The 20,079-nt window shown below is 60.9% G+C and carries 20 protein-coding genes; 12 read left to right on the top strand and 8 right to left on the bottom strand.

Translation table 11 applies throughout. The annotated features are described in order from the left end of the window. Positions 1–360: 360 nt before the first annotated feature. Positions 361–819, bottom strand: coding sequence for an REP-associated tyrosine transposase (locus AC07V9_RS29260; RefSeq protein ID WP_495019104.1), 459 nt, complete (start codon positions 817–819; stop codon positions 361–363). A 652-nt stretch (positions 820–1,471) separates the two neighbouring features. Between AC07V9_RS29260 and AC07V9_RS29255 the strand changes: the two genes are divergently transcribed. From AC07V9_RS29255 to AC07V9_RS29245, 3 genes are all read left to right on the top strand, one after another. Continuing rightward, on the top strand, positions 1,472–1,885 hold the full coding sequence (locus tag AC07V9_RS29255; protein WP_495019103.1) for a PaaI family thioesterase: 414 nt from the start codon (positions 1,472–1,474) through the stop codon (positions 1,883–1,885). Between the two features lie 116 nt (positions 1,886–2,001). After that, positions 2,002–2,535 (top strand): superoxide dismutase [Cu-Zn] SodC, encoded by a 534-nt coding sequence (gene sodC, locus AC07V9_RS29250; protein ID WP_495019102.1) that lies wholly within the window; start codon positions 2,002–2,004, stop codon positions 2,533–2,535. Positions 2,536–2,678: 143 nt separating this feature from the next. Beyond that, the gene (locus AC07V9_RS29245) at positions 2,679–3,599 is read left to right on the top strand and encodes a pyridoxal-phosphate dependent enzyme (RefSeq protein WP_495019101.1); all 921 of its coding nucleotides are present in this window, start codon (positions 2,679–2,681) and stop codon (positions 3,597–3,599) included. A 4-nt stretch (positions 3,600–3,603) separates the two neighbouring features. Here AC07V9_RS29245 and AC07V9_RS29240 read toward each other — a convergent pair whose 3' ends face one another. Both AC07V9_RS29240 and AC07V9_RS29235 read right to left on the bottom strand, forming a co-directional pair. Continuing rightward, on the bottom strand, positions 3,604–4,326 hold the full coding sequence (locus AC07V9_RS29240; protein ID WP_495019100.1) for a dienelactone hydrolase family protein: 723 nt from the start codon (positions 4,324–4,326) through the stop codon (positions 3,604–3,606). A 39-nt stretch (positions 4,327–4,365) separates the two neighbouring features. After that, positions 4,366–4,905 (bottom strand): sterol desaturase family protein, encoded by a 540-nt coding sequence (locus AC07V9_RS29235; RefSeq protein WP_495019099.1) that lies wholly within the window; start codon positions 4,903–4,905, stop codon positions 4,366–4,368. A gap of 357 nt (positions 4,906–5,262) precedes the next feature. On the opposite strand from AC07V9_RS29235, the gene ppnN reads away from it, so the two are divergent. From ppnN to AC07V9_RS29210, 5 genes are all read left to right on the top strand, one after another. Beyond that, positions 5,263–6,636, top strand: a complete 1,374-nt coding sequence (gene ppnN, locus AC07V9_RS29230; RefSeq protein ID WP_495019098.1) for a nucleotide 5'-monophosphate nucleosidase PpnN — start codon at positions 5,263–5,265, stop codon at positions 6,634–6,636. Positions 6,637–6,774: 138 nt separating this feature from the next. Further along, entirely contained in the window at positions 6,775–7,368 is a 594-nt protein-coding gene (locus tag AC07V9_RS29225; protein ID WP_495019097.1) for a GNAT family N-acetyltransferase, read from the top strand. An 81-nt stretch (positions 7,369–7,449) separates the two neighbouring features. Then, a complete protein-coding gene (locus AC07V9_RS29220) occupies positions 7,450–12,201 on the top strand; it encodes an AvrE-family type 3 secretion system effector (protein WP_495019096.1) in 4,752 nt (1,583 codons plus the stop codon). A gap of 50 nt (positions 12,202–12,251) precedes the next feature. Next, positions 12,252–12,659, top strand: coding sequence for a type III secretion system chaperone (locus AC07V9_RS29215; RefSeq protein ID WP_495019095.1), 408 nt, complete (start codon positions 12,252–12,254; stop codon positions 12,657–12,659). Positions 12,660–12,829: 170 nt separating this feature from the next. Further along, positions 12,830–13,276, top strand: a complete 447-nt coding sequence (locus tag AC07V9_RS29210; protein WP_495019094.1) for a CBS domain-containing protein — start codon at positions 12,830–12,832, stop codon at positions 13,274–13,276. Positions 13,277–13,436: 160 nt separating this feature from the next. Here AC07V9_RS29210 and AC07V9_RS29205 read toward each other — a convergent pair whose 3' ends face one another. Continuing rightward, positions 13,437–14,159, bottom strand: a complete 723-nt coding sequence (locus tag AC07V9_RS29205) for a hypothetical protein (RefSeq protein ID WP_495019093.1) — start codon at positions 14,157–14,159, stop codon at positions 13,437–13,439. A gap of 248 nt (positions 14,160–14,407) precedes the next feature. On the opposite strand from AC07V9_RS29205, the gene mltA reads away from it, so the two are divergent. The 3 genes from mltA to AC07V9_RS29190 all read left to right on the top strand — a co-directional run bounded on the left by mltA (position 14,408) and on the right by AC07V9_RS29190 (position 16,810). Then, positions 14,408–15,577, top strand: a complete 1,170-nt coding sequence (gene mltA, locus AC07V9_RS29200) for a murein transglycosylase A (RefSeq protein ID WP_495019105.1) — start codon at positions 14,408–14,410, stop codon at positions 15,575–15,577. Between the two features lie 31 nt (positions 15,578–15,608). Next, positions 15,609–16,217 carry a GNAT family N-acetyltransferase gene (locus tag AC07V9_RS29195; protein ID WP_495019092.1) on the top strand — a complete coding sequence of 203 codons (609 nt, stop codon included), beginning with the start codon at positions 15,609–15,611 and terminating at the stop codon, positions 16,215–16,217. A 137-nt stretch (positions 16,218–16,354) separates the two neighbouring features. Further along, positions 16,355–16,810, top strand: coding sequence for a MarR family winged helix-turn-helix transcriptional regulator (locus AC07V9_RS29190; RefSeq protein ID WP_495019091.1), 456 nt, complete (start codon positions 16,355–16,357; stop codon positions 16,808–16,810). Between the two features lie 117 nt (positions 16,811–16,927). Here the strand turns inward: AC07V9_RS29190 and AC07V9_RS29185 are convergent, their stop codons facing one another. After that, positions 16,928–17,140, bottom strand: coding sequence for a DUF2934 domain-containing protein (locus tag AC07V9_RS29185; RefSeq protein WP_495019090.1), 213 nt, complete (start codon positions 17,138–17,140; stop codon positions 16,928–16,930). A gap of 232 nt (positions 17,141–17,372) precedes the next feature. Continuing rightward, the gene (locus AC07V9_RS29180; protein ID WP_495019089.1) at positions 17,373–17,705 is read right to left on the bottom strand and encodes an ElaB/YgaM/YqjD family protein; all 333 of its coding nucleotides are present in this window, start codon (positions 17,703–17,705) and stop codon (positions 17,373–17,375) included. 583 nt (positions 17,706–18,288) lie between these two features. Between AC07V9_RS29180 and AC07V9_RS29175 the strand changes: the two genes are divergently transcribed. Further along, entirely contained in the window at positions 18,289–19,071 is a 783-nt protein-coding gene (locus tag AC07V9_RS29175; protein WP_495019088.1) for a hypothetical protein, read from the top strand. Here the strand turns inward: AC07V9_RS29175 and AC07V9_RS29170 are convergent. Together AC07V9_RS29170 and AC07V9_RS29165 are read right to left on the bottom strand one after the other, a co-directional pair. Beyond that, positions 19,032–19,550: a DUF2514 family protein gene (locus tag AC07V9_RS29170; RefSeq protein WP_495019087.1), complete on the bottom strand. Its 519-nt coding sequence runs from the start codon at positions 19,548–19,550 to the stop codon at positions 19,032–19,034. The genes AC07V9_RS29175 and AC07V9_RS29170 overlap by 40 nt on opposite strands. Then, entirely contained in the window at positions 19,547–19,987 is a 441-nt protein-coding gene (locus AC07V9_RS29165; protein ID WP_495019086.1) for a lysozyme, read from the bottom strand. Before AC07V9_RS29165 ends, AC07V9_RS29170 begins: the two co-directional genes overlap by 4 nt. Between the last annotated feature and the right edge of the window lie 92 nt (positions 19,988–20,079).

The raw sequence follows: 20,079 nt of genomic DNA, 5'->3' as shown, positions 1-20,079 counted from the left end.
GAAAACGAATGTCGACTTTACAAGCTTAGCTGCCAGCAACACTTTACGCAGACAGAGCCAATTCATTCGCGAGAGGCTGTTACACCCGACGCATCACCACCGGCCATACACTCTTTCGCGAATGAATTCGCTCCCACAGGGGAGGATCGGGGCCATCTCAAAGACTCGGTCATGCGCTGAATCGTCTTCAACCCATCACTGACTTCCGGCCTTGCACAGATCTAAACCTGTGGGAGCGAATTCATTCGCGATGGGCCGGGACATCCGACGCATCTCCATCGGCCACACACTCTTTCGCGAATGAATTCGCTCCCACAGGGGCAATGACGGCCATCCCATGGCGTCAGTCAAATCCAGCGTTCAAAGCCAGACCGCATCCCAAAGCGGATAATCCCCCACCCGCTTGACCAGACCAGCCCTGAGCGGGTTGGTGATGATGTACCTGGCAGCTTTTCGCAAGTCATCGTCATAGCGCATGGCTCGGTCATGAAACCCTTGCTGCCAGACTCTCCCGCGACGCTGGATCGCTCGATTGAGGGAGACGGCGCTACTTGCCTTGACCTGTTTCATCAGGTGATCCAGCGAACCCTCCTTGAGCTCCAGCAGCCAGTGAAGGTGATCAGGCATCAGCACCCAGGCCAGCGACGAAACAAGCCCCTGCTGATCGGCTCGACGCAACTGGGCGACCACCAGACGGCCGAGCTGAACATCGGTGAACCAGGGTCTTCGATTTTCAGTGGTGGAGGTGATGAGATAGACCCTGCCTGGCTCCGAAACCCGACCTGAGCGCAGGCGGTGAGAATGCGGCGAATCGGGCATCCCTGCCCCTCCTTTCGTTCATCAAGAAGCAATGACAGTAGCGGCGGGTGCGCAGGTGGGTCGCGGGACTGTTTGTCCGGATATCTCAAGCCGCTGCAGCACAGCCCCTTAAGCCATCCACACAGCCAAAACCTATGGGAGCGAATTCATTCGCGATGGGCCGCTACACCCGACGCATCACCACCGGCCATACACTCTTTCGCGAATGAATTCGCTCCCACAGAGGAGGTTCGGGGCCATCTGAAAGACTCGGTCATGCTCTGAATCATCTTCAACACACCACTTACTCCCAGCCATCCACACAGCCAAAACCTGTGGGAGCGAATTCATTCGCGATGGGCCGCTACACCCGACGCATCACCACCGGCCATACACTCTTTCGCGAATGAATTCGCTCCCACAGAGGAGGTTCGGGGCCATCTGAAAGACTCGGTCATGCTCTGAATCATCTTCAACACACCACTTACTCCCAGCCATCCACACAGCCAAAACCTGTGGGAGTGAATTCATTCGCGATGGGCCGGTACATCCGACGCATCACCACCGGCCATACACTCTTTCGCGAATGAATTCGCTTCCCCGGGGACACTCTGCGTTGACATTCCCCGCCCGCTCATCAAGGCTTGCGATGCCCATTTCGCAGGAGCACAGCATGGCGAGCAAAGAAGAGATCGCGGCGTTCATTGCCCGGGAGTTTCCGCAAACGCGGATCGTCGTCGAGGAAGTCGGCGAGCAGCGGGCGACGATTTCCCAGGTGGTCGACGCATCGGATCTGCGCCCTGGCGGCACCGTATCGGGCCCGACGCTGATGGCCGTGGCGGATGTGGCGCTGTATGTCGCGGTGCTTGGCGTCATCGGGATCGTGCCGCTGACGGTGACCACCAGCCTGACCATCAACTTCCTGCGCAAACCCGAGGCCGGGCGGCGGATCATTGCCGAGTGCCAGTTGATGAAAGTCGGCAAGACCCTGGCCATCGGCGAGGTGTCGTTGTATTCAGAGGGACTGCCGGACGCCGTGGCCCATGTGGTCGGCACCTATGCCATTCCGCCGCAGTCCCTGCGCTGAGGATATTCCCTCGAACCTACATCTGCTGACACACTCAAAACCCAGGCAGCCCGCGAGAGCTGCGGGCCGTTCGGCTACGCTGAACGTCGCAACCCAACCCATTCGATGGAACGCATATGAAACCTTATCTGTGGCTCGGTCTTTTCAGCACGCTCAGCCTTGGCGCCCTTTCTTCCGTGGTCCAGGCGCAAACCCTGGAAGTCCCGATCAATCTGGTCAGCGTCGACGGCGCGCCCCAGCCCATCGGCCAGATCACCATCAGCGAGACCGCCTACGGCCTGTTGTTTACCCCCAAATTAAGCGCCCTGCCTGCGGGCATTCACGGCTTTCACGTGCATGAAAACGGTAGCTGTGACGTGGGCGTGAAAGACGGTAAAAAAGGCGCGGCACTGGCTGCAGGCGGGCACTTCGACCCGGCCAAGACCGGCAAGCATCTGGGCCCCTACGCCGACGGCCACCTGGGTGACCTGCCAGCGATCTACGTCACCGCCAAGGGCACAGCCGATTACCCGGTTCTGGCGCCACGCCTGAAGAAAATCTCCGAGATCAAAGGCCATGCGCTGATGATCCACGCAGGCGGCGATAACCACGCTGACATGCCGATGCCCCTGGGCGGTGGCGGTGATCGAGTCGCCTGCGGAGTCATTTGATCCCAATGCCTGACGGCCAGACCGGTCATGTCGCAAGGGACATGACCGGTCTTTTCATGACGCTCTTTTTTGCAAAGCCCCATAAGAAATCCCATCCGATTCAGCCTGTTCTGAACACCATTGCCTGCCACCGGAGCCCACCGATGCTGCATATCCGCACCCCGCTGATCCTCCACCCTCACCTCTCGACACCCACGCGACGCATCTGGCTCAAGCTGGAAAACCTGCAACCCAGCGGCTCGTTCAAAATGCGCGGCATGGGCCGTTTGTGTGCCTATGCCGCCGAGCAAGGCATGCAGCGGGTGGTCTGCCCTTCGGGGGGCAACGCCGGGCTGGCGGCCGCGATGGCGGCGATCAGTCTGGGGCTGGAGGCGCTGATCATCGTGCCCGCCTCCACGCCTGAAGCCACTCGCCAACGCATCGCCCGCACCGGCGCGCAGGTTCAGGTGCACGGGCAGGTCTGGGACGAATCCAATCAACTGGCCCTGCAACTGGCCGAAGAGCCCGGCACTCAATACGTGCCAGCGTTCGATCACCCGCTGTTGTGGGAAGGCCACAGCACGATGGTCGACGAGATTCTGGAGGACTGCCCACGGGTCGACGCGATCGTTACGTCAGTGGGTGGCGCAGGTTTATTGGCAGGGATTCTGACGGGCCTGGAACGGCATCAACGCTTCGATTGCCGTGTCGTCGCCTGCGAAACCGAAGGGGCGGCGTCATTCGCCGCTGCGGTCAAGGCGGGTTACCCGGTGAAACTGGCGCAGGTCAAGACCGTCGCCAGCTCCCTCGCCGCTTCTCAGGTGGCGGCTTGGCCGGTGGAACACATCCGCCACTTCCCCCACGACTGCGTGGTGCTCAGCGATGCCGACGCCATCAACGGCGTGCTGCGCTACGCCGAGGACCAGCGCCAGTTGGTGGAGCCGGCCTGCGGCGTGTCGCTGGCTGTTGCCTATCACGATCACCCCGCCATCGCCGAGGCCCATGACGTGGTAGTCGTGGTCTGCGGCGGGGTCAGCATTAGCGCGCAGACCGTGGCCGACTGGCAGGCCGCGTCCCTGATTTAGCGCATCAGCCCCACAAGGTACGGCCAAAGAAGGTCAGCGCCCGGTCCCAGGCCAGCTGCGCCCAGACCGGGTCGTACTGCGTGCCAGGAATGCGGCCATGACCCACGGCGGTTTCGTTGGCGAACGCGTGATGGGCCAGGTAACGGTGGAATTCGATGTCGACTCCACCTTCGGTGAGCTTGTCTTCCAGCTCGTCGACGTTTTCTGCCGTGAAGAATTCATCCTGAGTCGCCCAGTGCGCCTGCACCGGCACCTTGATGTTTTTCGGGTCCAGGTACTCCAGCGGCGGCATGCCGTAGAACACCACGCCCGCTGTCAGCTCAGGGATGAAATTCAGCGCCAGCAGGGTCAGCGCCCCGCCCATGCAGAAACCGGTGACGCCAACGTTCGGGGTGGAAGTCTTGAGGTGTTGCACGGCGCCGCGAATGTCCTGAGTGGCCGCGTCGGCGAAGTCGAGCTGACTCATCAGATGATGGGCTTCCTCCTCTTCAACGGTCATCTCGCCGCGATAAAGATCCGGCACCAACGCCAGATAACCCGCTGCGGCCAGACGATCGGCCACGCCGCGGATCTGGTCGTTGAGCCCCCACCATTCCTGAATCACCACGATGGCCGGGGCGCCCTCGGTCTTCGCGGGGCTGGCCAGATACCCGCTGACGTCTTTGCCGTCGGGGCGTTTGTAGGTGATGGTTTTGCCTGTTGCTGGCTTTGTGATGGATTGAGTCACGTGGGTCTCCCGAGCATGTTCCGAGTCTGTAAGTAGGCGTCAGCCGTTCTGTAAATCGGAGTTGAGGGGTGTGTCGCAAAGGTCGTTGGCCAAGGCTGCGCGTGCACGCAGGCGCTCGGCATCGCGCATGTCACGCAACTGCTTTTGCAGGGTGGCGACGCTCGGCGCATACAGAAAGCCGAAGGACACGCTGTTGCGACGGCCTTTGACGGCGTGATGCATGAGGTGGGCCTGATAGAGGCGGCGAAGGTAGCGATGGCGCGGTTGAGGGCGCACCGGCCAATGCCGATGGACGACGCCGTCGTGGATCAGAATGTAGATCAGGCCGAACGCCGCGACGCCCGCCCCCACCCATTGCAGCGGATCGTAGCCGCTGTTGCCGAGCACGATCAGGCCGACGGCCACCGTGCCCAGCGCCAGTAAGTAGATATCGTTGGTTTCGAAGGCGCCCAGGTGCTCTTCGTGGTGGGAGCGATGCAGAAACCAGCCCCAGCCGTGCATCACGTACTTGTGCGCAAGACAGCCGACAGCCTCCATGGCGATCAGGGTGCTGAGGAAAATCACGAAGTTGAAGATCATAGGGCGGCGTTGTCACGGGCATCTGGACGTCGACGTGCAGCATACCGGGGCACAGCGGAAAATCAAAAGTCACTGATCGTTTGAGCCCTGCATTTTTGCGGGTATCCCCGATCTGTGGGAGTGGGCTTGCTCACGAATGCGTAGGCACTTACACGCAGCACGTGACTGACACGACGCTTTCGTGAGCAAGCTCACTTCCACAGGGTTTGCAGCCGATCCAAAGATTTCACTCACAACGTTTGCTTTCCTGACCGAGCGATGTAAAAAATGGCCCCATGGGTGAGCGGCGGTAAGGCTCACTGTACTAATGCCGACCGGCGACAACGACCGGCCGGCATCGCTTTCAAGGAATTCAGAATGGCTCCAAGACACGTAATCAACGCATCGGTCAGTCCTAAGGGTAGCCTGGAGACTCTGTCGCAACGAGAAGTACAACAGCTCAGCGCTGCCGGTTCAGGCAGCATTTATAACCTCTTCCGCCAGTGCGCCCTGGCCATTCTCAACACCGGCGCCCATGTCGATAACGCCAAAACCATTCTCGAAGCGTACAAGGACTTCGAAGTACGTATTCATCAACAGGATCGCGGCGTGCGCCTGGAACTGCTCAACGCTCCGGCAGATGCCTTCGTCGATGGCGAGATGATCGCCAGCACCCGTGAGATGTTGTTCAGCGCCCTGCGCGATATCGTCTACACCGAAAGCGAACTGGACAGCCAGCGCATCGACCTGGACTCCTCCCAGGGCATCACCGACTACGTGTTCCACTTGCTGCGCAACGCCCGCACCCTGCGCCCCGGCGTGGAGCCTAAGATGGTGGTGTGCTGGGGCGGCCACTCAATCAACACTGAAGAATACAAATACACCAAGAAAGTCGGCCACGAACTGGGCCTGCGCAAGCTGGACATTTGCACCGGTTGCGGCCCCGGCGTGATGAAGGGCCCGATGAAGGGCGCGACCATCGCCCACGCCAAGCAGCGCATCAACGGCGGCCGTTATCTCGGCTTGACCGAGCCCGGCATCATCGCTGCCGAAGCGCCGAACCCCATCGTCAACGAGCTGGTGATCCTGCCGGACATCGAAAAACGTCTGGAAGCCTTTGTGCGCGTCGGCCACGGCATCATCATCTTTCCGGGCGGCGCCGGTACGGCCGAGGAGTTCCTCTACCTGCTGGGCATCCTGATGCACCCGGACAATCAGGGCCTGCCGTTCCCGGTGATCCTGACCGGGCCGAAAAGCACCGCTCCGTATCTGGAGCAGCTGCACGCGTTCGTCAGCGCCACCCTGGGCGAAGCGGCGCACAAGCATTACACGATCATCATCGACGACCCGGCCGAAGTCGCCCGGCAGATGACCGCGGGCCTTGCGGCCGTGCGTCAGTTCCGTCGCGAGCGGGCCGATGCGTTCCACTTCAACTGGCTGCTGAAGATCGAAGAGAGCTTCCAGCGCCCGTTCGACCCGACTCACGCCAACATGTCCAGCCTGCAGCTGCGTCGCGATCTGCCGCCCCATGAGCTGGCGGCCAACCTGCGTCGGGCGTTCTCCGGCATCGTGGCGGGCAACGTCAAGGACAAGGGCATTCGGCTAATCGAAGAACACGGCCCGTATGAAATCCACGGCGACGCCGAAGTAATGAAGCCGCTGGACAAGCTGCTGCAGGCCTTCGTCGAACAGCACCGGATGAAACTGCCCGGCGGCGCGGCGTACGTGCCGTGCTATCGCGTGGTGTCCTGACGGCTTCCTCCTGCCTGTAGAAGTGGGCTTGCTTGCGATCGGATGTGTCATTCAACGCAATGACCTCCAGGCCAACACCATCGCAAGCAAGCTCACTCCAACAGGGTTTGCATCAACCTGACTGATTCCGGACGCTCAATGATCCAGATCCGCCCCATGACGCCCGAAGACTTCGAGCGCTTCTGGCCCACCTTTCAAGCGGTGATCAAGGCGCAGGAAACCTACGCCTTTGATCCCGGCCTGACCCATGAACAGGCCCTGCACCTGTGGCTGGAATACCCGCTGCACACGCTGATCGCCGAAGAAGACGGCGTGCTGCTGGGCAGCTATTACCTCAAGGCCAACGCAGCCGGTCCCGGCAATCATGTGTGCAACTGCGGCTACATGGTCACCCCCCAAGCCCGTGGTCGTGGCGTGGCGCGTCTGATGTGCGAACACTCCCAGCAACTGGCGGTGGACAGCGGCTTCAGCGCGATGCAGTTCAACTCGGTGGTATCGACCAACGAGGTCGCTGTGGCCCTTTGGAACAAGCTGGGGTTCGACACCGTCGGCCGCCTGCCCCGTGCTTATCGCCATGCCCGTCACGGCCTGGTCGACTGCTTGGTGATGTACAAATGGCTGGCCGACATGCCCGCCTCGCGCAAGGCCAAGAGCCCCTTGCTGATCGGGCGCAAGAACATCGAGTCGGTGATTTCCCGGCCTCGACGCAAGGCGCCTGACGCACCCGCCTGATTTTTCCTCAACGCCGCTGGAACCTCTCTTCATCTGACGCCACTCAGTCCCCACAGTATTTACTGCAAGGATGGCGTCAGTATGGTCACCCCAACCCAATCGCTTCATCGCGCTCAATCCCTCGCCACCGTGGCCAGCAGCGACCAGGCCGGCCCGAGCACGGGTATCCGACAACGCACCGGCATTCGGGCGCGCATGGATGCGATCAGCCAGTCGGTCGTGAACAAGGGCCGTCATTTGAAGGAGGGGCTGTTCCGGGCCAAGTCCGGCGATTCGTCGTCAACGCCTCGCAGCTCCCGCTCGGCAACCCCCGTTGCGCCAGAAACCGCCCGCGCCCGAGTTGCGACGCCGGTCGAGGTCGAAATGCTCCCAGCACTGAGCATGGCACTGGACAACCAGCGCCTGATGGTCGGTCAGGAAGGACGCGCCAACCCTACGGAAAGACTGCTGCAAGGGATCCTCGGCAAGCCCACCGAGCGCTATCAGCACCTGCAGTCACTGCACATCGACGCCGCAAACAAGACGGCCTATCTGCTGACCGACTCGCAAAACCGGCTTATCCATGCGCAAGCCAGCCCCTTGGCGGTTTCGGTGTTCAAAAGCAGCGAAGCTGGCACCCCACGCTTGCCGAGCCTTCCCACCGATGCCCACCGCGCCCAGATCACCGGCGTGCACCTTGATGACGAGGGACAAGCCTGGCGTATTCACGAAAACACCCTCTTTCAATTGAATGGTGATCGCTGGCGAACATCTGACGACGCTCCCGCACTCAAAACCCTGCTGCCGGTCGTCAACGATCAGCTCTACGCGCTGAACGCCCAGGGCCAGGTGCACCCGCTGAACGACCTTGACAGGCCACTGGCGTTCAACCACCCGGTCAGCGCCTTGGCACGCACCCACGACGGTCAGTTATTGGGGCTGTCGCAAGACCCGCAAAAGAACATGCTGCTCGAACGCCACAATGCGTTCGGTCAAGGCGTCAATGACGTGCTGTTGATGGTGCCGCCTCGGGGGGCCGCGAATAAAGAGGCGCTGCAACCCAAATCCCTCGCTGTTTTGGGCGACACCCTTTTGGCCACCACCGCCTCCGGGAAGCTGGTGCAGGCGCCGTTGCCCGATCCGGATGAGCGCCTGGAGAGCGGATTCGTGGTGGGCGAAGTCGCACTGCAGGAGCGACCCGCTTCTGCGGCCTTGACGGCGGCGTACGGCGAACATGCCATCAGCGATTTTTTCCACGACGATCTTGGCCTACTGCACATCAGGCTCAAGGACCATAAAGGCGTCGAACACAGCGCCTCATGGGATGCGCACACAGAGGACTTCAAGCCTGGCTGGAACATGACGCCGCTGATCATGGACCGGCAAAAAGGCCTGCCACCCCTTGCCCCCGCGCTGGATCGTCAGATTCAACTCCCTCGTGGGCGTATCGCCAGTCACGACAACACCCTCCTGGCACAGGACCCACGCACAAACGAATGGAAAAAAACCAGCGAAACCGATATCAAGTCACTGGTCGCTGCCCGTGACGGCTTCGCCTACCTGATCGACAAGGACGGCAAGCTCAAACAACTGAAAGTCGCCCCTCAAGCCGCCGCCCACGACATGAGCCAGGGCGTCGACCTCGTCCTGCCGGGGCGCGGCACCGAAGCCAAAGGCACGATCATGCGCGGCGCGGAGCACCTGACGGTGGACAAGGTCGCCATTCAGAACGATCAGCGCTACATGACCCTGAGCGCAGGCCGCTTGCGCCTGCATGATCAGAACGGTGAACGGGCGATCCTGCCGCAACTGCCGGATGGAGGTCACATCACTGGCATCGGCAGTGACGGCAAGGACTGGTTCGTCCTCAAGAACGGCGCGCTTTATCAGATGACGGGGACTGGCGTCGATCCGAAAAATATGTACGCCAACCGTGCCTGGGCCGCCGCTTCACTGGAGGGCCTACCGGCGGGTGCAACCCTGCGCAACCTTGAAACCGATCATCAGGGACGCCTCAGCCTGGAACTCAGCGTGCCGGGCGCAACGGCAAATGATGCCGCCACGATCAGCAAGCACGTGCTCAATCCGGACGGCGACTGGATACCTGCCCCGACGCAGCGGGAACTGGAAGAAGCCGCCGCCGTGGTGCCGCCCGCGGCCCATGCCCACTTCGACAACCTCACCGCCGGCGAGCCCGGATTCACCCGCAAGGGCATGCTCAAGACCAGCTTCAACGTTATGGGCCGCAACAACGTGGAAACCGCAAAACTGCGCAACTACGCACCCAACTCGCTGACCCAGAACTACGTCACCTCTCACCTGGCGTCCACCGGCGCATTCAAGGTCCCGGCCGACAGCGTCCAGCATGCCTGGCAGGGCCGCGCGGGCCTGCGGGAGGTGTACACCAGCGAGGTAAACACTCTGCGTGGCCTAACCACCGCCGCCGCCACACGCCCCCCACGCGCCCCGGACGCCATGAGCGAGCGCCTGGCGACACTGGACCGGGCAACGCTCTCGGCGCCTGCCGTCGAACTGGTCGACCTGATCCAGTGGTTTCAAAAGACGGTCAACGAGGACATGCAGAAAACCCTGCGTGAGCTGGCTGAAAACAAGGGCGCGCTGCACACCAGCGGTCACGCCAATCTCGCTTTTGTGCCCGGCAAGCCGCCGAGGGCCGATCTGTTCAACGAAGTCGCCCACGTCCTCGAAGACAGCGGCATCAAGCCGGACGACCCGCTGGGCGCGATGATCCACAGTCTGCAGGGGGTTAATTTCACCCTCGAACACCGCAACCCCGCCTCCCCCCTCGATGACTCGCGCAAGCGTGGCGACAATCAGACCCTGCTGAGCGCCCGGCTGGCGGCCAGCGCCCAGATCATGAAACGCCTCAGCGCGCAGGTGGATGACCTGACAGCCAACCCCGGTCGCCCTCAACCTCAGCTGGACGAGTTCGCCCAGACGCTGGCCGACCTGCACAACACGGCGTACGACAACGACCCGATCAAGCGCTACACCGACGCGGGCTTTCGCAGTTACGCAGCCCTTGAGGCCAGCTACGACGCGACCAAGAGCCTGCTCAAATACGTGCGCAAGGACAACCATCCGGTCAAACGCAATGTCCTTGAAGGGCTGCAGACCACGCCCACCGACCTGACCCGCAATCTGACCCAGGCGCTGCGCGACCTCGAACCCCGCGAGAGCCTGAAGATCAACCGCAACTATGGCGGCGGCGTGACCGGCGGCATCAGCGGCCCGACCGGCGATGCCTTTCTTGGCTTCAGGGGCTGGGTAGACCCTGAGCGGACCTACGGCATCACGTTCACCCGCTTCGACCGTGGCCTGAAAGTCTCGATGAACCGCGAAGGCGCCATCAGTGGCACCGGCAGCTTCGGCTTCGGCGGCGGCAAGTCCGACACCAGGACCACCGCCGGCGACAGCCATGCCAACATCCAGTCCAACAGCGGCTGGTTCGGCGGCAGCCTGGACGCGAAGTACAAATACTCCGACAACACCGCCCTGAGCTTTTTCGTGCGTGACGATGAGATGGACGCGTTCATGAACGACCTGCTCAACACGCCCCTGCACAGCAGCAAGCAGCCGGAGGTCAACGGGCTCAAGCCCATGGACCTGATGAACCGCAGCGTCGAGCAGGAAGTGCGCACCACTGGCAAACACAACTTCGACCTGGAGCTGGGCGCCAACATCGAGTCGCGGACCAACTACGGTCAGACCGACGCGGAACCGGTGGCGGGTTTCATGCGCTTCGGCGTCGGCCTGCTGGCCAGTGCGACCTTGCTCAGCGCCGAGCGGGAGCGCACTCAAGGGCGTGGCAACGACGGCTTGAAGACCGATATCTACAGCGCCAACCGCGCGCGCGTGCTGGAAAAAGCCGCTGTCACAGGTTATGCGCGGATGTTCAGCACCATTTTTTCTTCCCGCCCGGACAACCTATTCATCGCCGGCGGCGCGCCGATGGGCGTGGCGGCCACCCTGTCGCTGGACAGCAAGACCGGCAAAACCTACGACGTGCGCTTCAAGGACGCCCTCCCCGTGCAGGCCAGCGACGTCAAAAGCCTGGCCAGCAGCCTCGAGAAAGCCTTTCCCGCACTCAAGCAGGTCAGGCACGATGACCGTCCCGTCGCCGAACGTCTGACCGCATTGCACACCCAATACGGCAGACAGGCCGCGCAGAATGACGCCCAGCATGCGGCGCTCATGAGCCTGGCCCAGACCCATCGTCAGCAAGACGCCAACGCACAGGGCTCGGCCCTGATGTCGCTGATGGACATGGTGGTCAAGCACAACAACGTCAATCGCATCGACCAGAAGGCCTTGAGCAAGCGCGGTATTGACGTGGTCAAGGAGATGCTCGGCCGCGACGCCAACCCGGGTAATGCCGAACGTATCCATCAAATGATGAACGATGACCCGCAACTCAAGGCCCTGCTCGATGAGCTGAAAAGTTCGCAGGGCACGACTCGGGCCGAGATCAAGCTGGAAGTCACCGACACGCTCAAGCAAAGCATCGAAGACAATGCGATCGGTGGCAGGCTGACCAGCGAAGGCTTGAAGAATCAGCTGTCGAACCGCGACAACCTGCGGATCAAGAGCATTGCGGTGTTTCGCTCCGCCGCCAAGGACGATTCGCTGGGGGTGCCGCTGCCGTATGTCAGCTACAAAAGCGGCAGCAGCCTGGCCATTGAGCGCCTGATGGGCGAGCTGACGTTCGAATACGGCGCTGATCAGTTGAACCCGAAGAAAGTCACCGCCGACGGCGCTATCGCCGATCGTGGCGACACCACCTCGGCGCAGGAAATGGCCGCCGACAACTACGGCGTATTCCGGCCACGCTGATGGCCACGCTCCCGATCACTTGAATCGACACTGACCTGAAGGAAGCCGAAATGAGCATTGCCAACCTACTGATCGACGCGCTGGGCCGACAACTGGGCAGCGCCCTGCAACTGGAAAACGGCGTGTGCGCCTTGTTCGATCAGGATCGTGAAGTCGTCATCATTGAAATCCCGCCCGCCGGCGATGTGGCGGTTCTGCACCGCAAACTGGCCCTACTCCCCGCCACCGGCTTGCACGAACACCTGCTGCGCCTGAATTTCGATACAAAAGCCATGAGCGGCTGCTGGCTGGCCCTCGACGAACGCTCGGACGTGCGGCTATGCACCGAGCTGCCACTGGACAGCCTGGACGAGGTGTCTTTTGTGCATTGGGTGCAGGGGTTCGTCAAACAGACCCAGGACATTCCACGCCTGTTGCGGGTACACACGGCCCCCGCTGCGGCGCGGCGCGTGGTCTGAGGTTGAAAAGCGCAACCCGCGCACAAAACGTGGCGAACCCCATCAACATGACGCTTTTCGCCATCCGCGCGGCGCATCCAAAACTTGCTGGAATGCCATCTCTCTACGATTCTGTACACACGGCCCGACTCACGCGGCCGCGCTCACAAATACGCGCCGGAGAGGCCAGCATGACGACCGTAGCCGAACTACTGAAACTCAAAGAAACGCATCACGGGGAAGTTCATACCGTAAGACCCGACCAAATGGTTATCGACGCGATCAAGCTGATGGCCGAGAAAAACATCGGGGCCGTACCGGTGGTCAGGGATGGCAAAGTGGTCGGGATCGTCAGCGAACGCGACTACGCCCGCAAGATGGAGCTGGCAGGACGCGCCTCGGTCGGCACGCCCATCAGCGAAATCATGACCCACGAGGTCAAGACCATCACCCCGCAACACAAAGTCGATGAATGCATGGGCATCATGACCAATGGCCGCCTGCGTCACCTGCCAGTGGTGGAAAACGGCGAGCTGGTGGGGCTGTTATCCATTGGTGACCTGGTCAAGGAAGCCATCGCCGAACAGGCCCGGCTGATCGATAAAATGCAGGAATACATTCGCGGCGAGAGTTATTGAGCCGGGCGCGGCCCACACCTGCGATTTTTTTTAGACGTGGTCTGTGGGAGCGACTTCATTCGCGAAAAAGGTGCCCGGGACGCACATGCATCACCGGTACCAGCCTCTCGCAGATGAACTCACTCCCACAGGTTGTGAGCTGCCGACGCTTTTTCGGGCATCACTGCACCGGCAGGAAATTCAGGAACAACAGGCTCTGGGCATAGTTGAGGCCAATGCGCCGGTAACGCTCGTCGAGCATCTGGGTCAGCAAGTCCAGCCGCGCCACGATCTTGCCAAATTCGGTGGCAAAGCTCAGGTTGCTGCCCTCCTCCGAAATCTCGTTGGAAAACAGCATGAGCTCGCCATTGGCGTTCTGCCGCTGGCTCAACAGCCATGTCGCCTTCTCGATATTGCGCGCGGCGTTGCTGACGAATTTCGGGTTGATCTGGTCGGTCATGTAAAACTCCAGCCGTCCCCCGTGAGCGGTGACCAGCATGCTGCCGATGGCATAGATGAAGGCGCCGACACGATCGCCGAGAAACTCGGGGCTCAGGGCGTAGCTCAATGCAGCAAGATCACGACGATTACCCAATTGCGGCAATGGTTTTTGCTGTTCGATGGCCTGACGCACGTTGCGCTCGGCCGAGCGGGCATCGACGAAGCCGGATTTGCGCCACTCGGCAGGGTTGCGCAGATACAGCTTGTTCATCAGCAGGTACAGGCTCTCCAGGTTGTCCTGCATCGCCAGCGTGGCCATGCGGTCGACGCTGGTCTGAAAGAACTCCTGAGGCCGTGTTTCGCTGAACTGCGTGGCCATGTCCTTCCCGTCCTGACGCGTGCAACCGACCATACCCAGTGCCAACAGGCACAGCGCAAGTCCTGCGCGAACCGTACGGCGCATGTGGAAACAAGAGGAAACAGAAACCATCGATCTAACGCTTCAACGAACTGGATCCCGCGTGGATCGCGGTGTCCCGGCCATGCATAGAGCGGCAAATCGGCAAAAAGTGCGATGAGCGGCTGAAATGTCCCACAGATGTTGGGGGAAATCAGGTAACCATCTTCCCACTAAGCGCGTGAGGATTTGACGCCGCCGTCGCCTTTCACCAAGCTAGCCGCCTTCACTTGTTTTCAGGAACACCCCGCGTGATGACCCCAAGCCTGCACTGGCGCCGCTTTCTGTTCTGCCTCGTCCCCTTGATTGCCCTGCTCGCTGCCTGCGACGGCGGCGCGCCCAAGACCAAGCCCCCCGAGGCCACCACGTACGTCAGTGTCGAGTGGGACCAACTGCCAGCGGTCAACGACGTCGACCTGATGGCGGGATACAACAGCTGGTTCTCTGCCTGCAAACGTCTGGCGAAGGACCCGGTGTGGGGCGCCACCTGCGCCCAGGCCGCGCAAGTGCCACAGAATCCCGCTGCGGTGCGCGACTTCCTCAAGAACCAGCTACAGGTCTACAGCCTGCGTTCCTCCGAGCACGGCGCAAACGGCCTGATCACCGGCTATTACGAGCCCATCTATAAAGGCAGCGAGCAGCACAACGATCAGCACCCGGTGGCGATCTATGGCGTGCCGGATGATTTGATCATCGTCAATCTCGACAGCATCTACCCCGAACTCAAAGGCAAGCGCCTGCGCGGTCGTCTCGATGGTCGCGTGCTGCGCCCCTATGACGACGCCGCCACCATCGGCGAAAAAGGCGTTAATGCCCCGGTGCTCGCGTGGCTGGAAAACCCCATCGACCTGCAGTTCCTGCAGATCCAGGGGTCGGGGCGCGTTCAGCTGGAAAGCGGTCGCCAATTGCGCATTGCCTACGCCGATCAGAACGGCCACCCGTACAAACCCGTGGGCCGCTGGCTGGTGGAACAGGGTCAGCTGACCAAGGACGAAGTGTCCATGGGCCGGATTCGCGACTGGGCCATCGCCCATCCTGATCGCGTGCACGAACTACTGGGCAGCAACCCCAGCTACGTGTTCTTCACCCTGCGCCCCGACAGCAATGAAGGCCCGCGCGGTTCGCTCAACGTACCGCTGACCGCAGGCTACAGCGTGGCTATCGACCGCAAGGTCATCCCGCTGGGTAGCCTGCTGTGGCTGTCCTCGACCCGCCCGGACGGCACGCCTCTGGTGCGCCCGGTCGCGGCACAAGACACCGGCGGTGCCATCGCCGGCGAGGTGCGTGCCGACATGTTCTGGGGCACCGGCGATGCTGCGGGCGAATTGGCCGGTAACATGAAGCAACAAGGACAGATCTGGATGCTGTGGCCAAAAGGCGCCGCTTTGCCAGACGCCAAACCAAAAGCTGAACCCAAAGGCTGACTCCTAAGCTGACCCAAGGACCCTTCGCAGCATGAGTACAGAGGTGATTGCCGCTGAACAGGTAACGTTGACCGGCAGTAGCGTGGTGTTGATACCCTTGCAGACCGACCACGCCGAGCCCTTGCTGCAAGCCGCTGAAGATGGCGAGCTGTGGAACATGAAGGTCACGGTCATCCCCGGCCCCACAACGGTTGCGCAGTACATCGCCACGGCGCTCGCAGGACGTGAATCAGGGACTGTCATGCCGTTTGCCATCGTTCGTCGCGACACCGGGCGGATCGTCGGTAGCACACGCTTCTGGAAGATCGACCGCAAGAACCGCAAGCTGGAAATCGGCCACACCTGGCTGAGTCAGTCGGTGCAGCGCTCGGGGCTGAACACCGAGATGAAATACCTCCTGCTGGAATACGCCTTCGAGGCCATGAAGTGCCTGCGGGTGCAATTCACCACGGACGAACTCAACGAAAAGTCTCGCGCCGCCATCCTGCGGATCGGCGCGAAGCAGGAAGGCATCGTGCGTCACGAACGCATCATGCCGGACGGGCGCAAGCGCAACTCGGTGCGCTTCAGCATCATTGATGACGAGTGGCCAGAGGTGAAGGCGATGCTGAGCGCGAAGATGGCGCGCTTCGGTGGATAGCCATGCTTCACCATGTCGCCGGACCAATGGCCTGAAAAACCTTGTCCGGATCGCGTGGGCAGGCATAATCGCTCAATCTATTGCCAGCAGTGAGTAATCAGGCTTTGAAACGTGCGACATCCTGCTCAGATCCCGCCATGGCCAGCAGCTGCGCTAACGGCTCGGTGCGTCGCGCCTCCCGCCGCTTGGGACAGATCTATGATGAAGCCTTTCTGTCCTGCGGCCTGAAGGCCACTCAGTATTCGCTGCTGTCGCAAATCGCCCGCAGTGATGAGCCCCGTATGCGCGATCTGGCCCAGGCCTTGGTTATGGACCTCTCGGCCCTGGGTCACACCCTCAAGCCTTTGGTGCGTGACGGGCTCGTCGAACTGCAGATCGATGAAACCGACCGTCGAAGCCGCCGAGTGCTGCTGACCGAAGTCGGCCAGCAGAAATACAGGGAAGCGCGCAAGATTTCCGAGCGCGTCTCCCAGGTGTTCGACAAGACTTTCGGCGCTGAAGAGACCGTGAAACTGCGCCAGGCGCTGGACTTCATCGCCTCGGAAGAATTCGCCCAATCACTGCTGGGCCAGCTGCAGATTAGCCAGGCCTGATTCGCAAAGCGGTCTTGAGGCCTGACTTCTTTAAAAACTGCGCACGATGTATGTGAGCAACGCTCTACGTGAGTTCTGGAGACGACTGCCCCATCGGCCTGCCAGCAGGTGCATCAGTCATCGGTCATCATCGGGCGCGCCACCGGCATCCGGCTCCGGAAAAAGTGTGTCGATTGTGTGTCGGTGAGGCACACGATCCGGCGCCATAGCGGCAGACTCGGCAAGCTTCGTTGCCATCTCCCAATGCCGCGATTGCTGCCCCTCGGGCCGTCCCTCTGTCTCCCAGATCAGTTGCGCCAGTTGACGAACCGCCTCCTCGTCGACACTCATGCATGCCCCCCTTCGATACTTCAATAAATCCCTCAGCACCAGACCAGCTCGCCGCCCGCCTGCCGATGCCACACAGGACGCGTTCCAGCCGCACCAATCACTGACACGCCCATCACGAGGGTAGCCCATACGCGTACCCTCGCCTCGCGTGTACACGTGCGAAAGCCAGAACCGCCCGCCAGCACCCCGCCGCATGGTTGGAATACCACGACCGCGCATGACCCCGCCCTCCTCACGCCCTGCGATTGAGCAACAAACTGGCCAGAATGCCCACACCCGCCGCGGCGCCCAACGCAACCCAGGGATTGGCCGTGACGTAGCTGCGGGCAGTCGACACCACGCGAGTGACCGGCGGCACCACGGCTGACTCCGTCGAAACCGCCTCCGCCCGTTTCAAAAACTCGGTCAGCCGCTCGCGCGCCAGTGCCGTCCTGTCTTCACGTAGCACATCCCCCGCCGCGAGCAACGCGTTGGTTTCATCGATAAACGTGTTCAGCTGGGCGCGCGTTTTCTCATAGAGATCGTCGCTTAAGGATTCGCTCATGTCTTTGATCATCTGAGTCATGGAGAAAACACCGAATTGGGGTAATCGAACTCGGTTGACCCGACCTTGACGACATGAGTTCCAAGCGTTTTTACGCAGGCAAACACTCGGAAAGGACGATCTCGGGAAGTGAACTGGATGGTGGTTTCCAGATAGCCACGCATGAAAAAGCCCAACCTGAAAAGATTGGGCTAAGTCATTGAAAAATATGGTCGGGACGGAGTGATTCGAACACTCGACCCCTAGCACCCCATGCTTGAATGGTGCTCTGAAAGGCAATAAAACCGGTACATTGGATAGGCGCCCACTGCAAACGATGCCTAACCGTGCTGTACCGAAATTTACAGATCCCCGCAAAAGTCCCTACACAGTTTTGACTTAAAACTCCCTTCCTCCGGCGTTCTGCCGACGTTACCACTCACCACAATGCGCAACTCGTCACCCAAGCTGGCCTTCGAACGGCCTTCTCGATTACTGTATATACAAACAGTATTCGAGCCTTGCCATGCCTCCACCAACCCGAGATGAAATGCTTGCCCAATGGCATCACCGCCTGAACAACCATGAGGGATGGAGGAACCAGAGCAGTCAGTACAGCTGCCTCATGAGCTCCGCCGACTACATGCTGCGCGTTGGCCTGATCGATGCCTTTGAACGTTTCGAGCTCGTCGAGCTGTTGACCGGCGCCTACTGCCACTTCAGCGAGGAATTCCCGCAGGAATGGATGCACCCCGCATCTGACTATGACGTCTACAACCAGGCTGGCAGCTTCGTTGGGTACATCAACGGGAACCGGTATTTCCTCGGACCTCCCGAAAAGTCTTTTGGCCCGAGCCACTTCTTCGCGCAGTTTAGCCGTGACGACCCTGAACGCCGCATCTGGACGGCCACCTATCAGAGCTATGGCGTGATCCGGGACCGCTACATTTACACCGAGACGGGGCAGAAGCTTGCCCTGGTAGAAAGGAATCGCAACTTCCAAGACGGCCTACGCCAGCGGCTGGACGATCCAGACGCTTACCGCGCGCTGCTGGACGCTTCGATTCTGGCGCTTGAGTCGGGTGATATGCCGACCTTCGTGGCGCTGCGGGAAAAGGAGCTGTTCTCCATTTTTACCCTATGCCTGAAGTGCTGCGATCGGTTCGACCTGCGCGAGGATTGCGAAGCATGCGCTGGTCAGGGCTTTATAGAGGACCCAAATTGTCCGAGCAGACTTCCTTCGGCCTTTATCCAATCTGCAGGAACGCCACAACAGGAAGTCACACCAGAGATCGCCAAGGAGTGCTGCCGGCCGACGGAGGAATTCACTTGGTTCGAGGTGAGCAAGGATGTGGGGAATGTGCGGAATCAGGGCGAGTGGCTGATCGTGCCGCTCAAGGAGGAGTAGGCACGCTCACAGGCGAATCCCGCCCGACGACTTGCGTCAAGCGCTGCTGCCAACTGGCCCGCATGCTCATCAGCTTCTGTGCGCAACTGGGCGAGCAGATCGGTAAGGTCGTCAATTGTCTTGCCTCTTGCGGCAAGGCGGGTACTGAGGGTGGCTCGATCGGCAAGCAACTGGCTGGTTTGTTTGCGCAGGCTGTCACCAGCAGCAAGCAGCTCAGCAGCATGAGCGTCGTCTTTCTGTTTCTGGTCGGCTGCATCTTGGCGCACCTGGTCAATATCGCGTTGGCGTTGCTGTTCGGTTTCTCTGGCTTTCTCGCTGGCCTTCTCGGCGGCCAAGGCGATCCCGTTCTGGTATTTGGCGAACTCGGTGCGCACATCGGCGAGCTGCAGGGTTTGGTGGACCAGTCCAGCCGTCAAAGCGACCACCAACGCCACAACGGCCCACGCCCAGGCGGGCACAAGCTTCAGGACCTCGATCATGCTTTGCTCAGGAACAAGGCTTGCTCGGCAGCCCTGCGCTTGGTCAAACCTGGCATTTCCTTACCCGCCGCCTTATTCCAGCGCGGGAATTGGGCGGCTGCACCGGCATAATCACCAGCGTTCAGCAGTTTGAGCAGAGTCGATGACGCCAGATTGGCCGCGCCAAGGTTGTAGACGAAGCTCATCAGAGCATCCCACTGGTTTTGAGTTACCGGCACTTTTACCAGGCCGGCAAGCTCAGGCTCGAATCGCGCGACGTCAGCTTTCAGATACTGATCAGCCTGGTCGACAGTGATCCGCATGCCCTGCTTGACGCCCCGCGTCGTGCCATAGCCGATCGTCCACGGTTCACTGCCGGTCGCTGGGTCGGGGTAGGCAGTCAGGCGCAGGCCTTCGGCTGACTTAATGAGGGCCAACCCCTCTTGAGATGTGCGCATTCACTTTCTCCAGGCAAAAAAATACCCGCTTGAGGGCGGGCAGGGATCGGTTTGGATTGATCGTCATTTCTTCTGACGAATGACACTGCTCA

Source organism: Pseudomonas sp. GW821-FHT02A11 (assembly GCF_059421985.1).
Note: the sequence above shows the minus strand (reverse complement) of the source record. Positions and strands in the feature narration are given on the sequence as shown.

Bases quoted from the DNA above. Each gene is read 5' to 3' on its own strand.
- AC07V9_RS29260 (WP_495019104.1), bottom strand. From the start codon at position 819: ATGCCCGATTCGCCGCATTCTCACCGCCTGCGCTCAGGTCGGGTTTCG.
- AC07V9_RS29255 (WP_495019103.1), top strand. From the start codon at position 1,472: ATGGCGAGCAAAGAAGAGATCGCGGCGTTCATTGCCCGGGAGTTTCCG.
- sodC (WP_495019102.1), top strand. From the start codon at position 2,002: ATGAAACCTTATCTGTGGCTCGGTCTTTTCAGCACGCTCAGCCTTGGC.
- AC07V9_RS29245 (WP_495019101.1), top strand. From the start codon at position 2,679: ATGCTGCATATCCGCACCCCGCTGATCCTCCACCCTCACCTCTCGACA.
- AC07V9_RS29235 (WP_495019099.1), bottom strand. From the start codon at position 4,905: ATGATCTTCAACTTCGTGATTTTCCTCAGCACCCTGATCGCCATGGAG.
- ppnN (WP_495019098.1), top strand. From the start codon at position 5,263: ATGGCTCCAAGACACGTAATCAACGCATCGGTCAGTCCTAAGGGTAGC.
- AC07V9_RS29225 (WP_495019097.1), top strand. From the start codon at position 6,775: ATGATCCAGATCCGCCCCATGACGCCCGAAGACTTCGAGCGCTTCTGG.
- AC07V9_RS29220 (WP_495019096.1), top strand. From the start codon at position 7,450: ATGGTCACCCCAACCCAATCGCTTCATCGCGCTCAATCCCTCGCCACC.
- AC07V9_RS29215 (WP_495019095.1), top strand. From the start codon at position 12,252: ATGAGCATTGCCAACCTACTGATCGACGCGCTGGGCCGACAACTGGGC.
- AC07V9_RS29210 (WP_495019094.1), top strand. From the start codon at position 12,830: ATGACGACCGTAGCCGAACTACTGAAACTCAAAGAAACGCATCACGGG.
- AC07V9_RS29205 (WP_495019093.1), bottom strand. From the start codon at position 14,159: ATGCGCCGTACGGTTCGCGCAGGACTTGCGCTGTGCCTGTTGGCACTG.
- mltA (WP_495019105.1), top strand. From the start codon at position 14,408: ATGACCCCAAGCCTGCACTGGCGCCGCTTTCTGTTCTGCCTCGTCCCC.
- AC07V9_RS29195 (WP_495019092.1), top strand. From the start codon at position 15,609: ATGAGTACAGAGGTGATTGCCGCTGAACAGGTAACGTTGACCGGCAGT.
- AC07V9_RS29190 (WP_495019091.1), top strand. From the start codon at position 16,355: ATGGCCAGCAGCTGCGCTAACGGCTCGGTGCGTCGCGCCTCCCGCCGC.
- AC07V9_RS29185 (WP_495019090.1), bottom strand. From the start codon at position 17,140: ATGAGTGTCGACGAGGAGGCGGTTCGTCAACTGGCGCAACTGATCTGG.
- AC07V9_RS29180 (WP_495019089.1), bottom strand. From the start codon at position 17,705: ATGACTCAGATGATCAAAGACATGAGCGAATCCTTAAGCGACGATCTC.
- AC07V9_RS29175 (WP_495019088.1), top strand. From the start codon at position 18,289: ATGAGCTCCGCCGACTACATGCTGCGCGTTGGCCTGATCGATGCCTTT.
- AC07V9_RS29170 (WP_495019087.1), bottom strand. From the start codon at position 19,550: ATGATCGAGGTCCTGAAGCTTGTGCCCGCCTGGGCGTGGGCCGTTGTG.
- AC07V9_RS29165 (WP_495019086.1), bottom strand. From the start codon at position 19,987: ATGCGCACATCTCAAGAGGGGTTGGCCCTCATTAAGTCAGCCGAAGGC.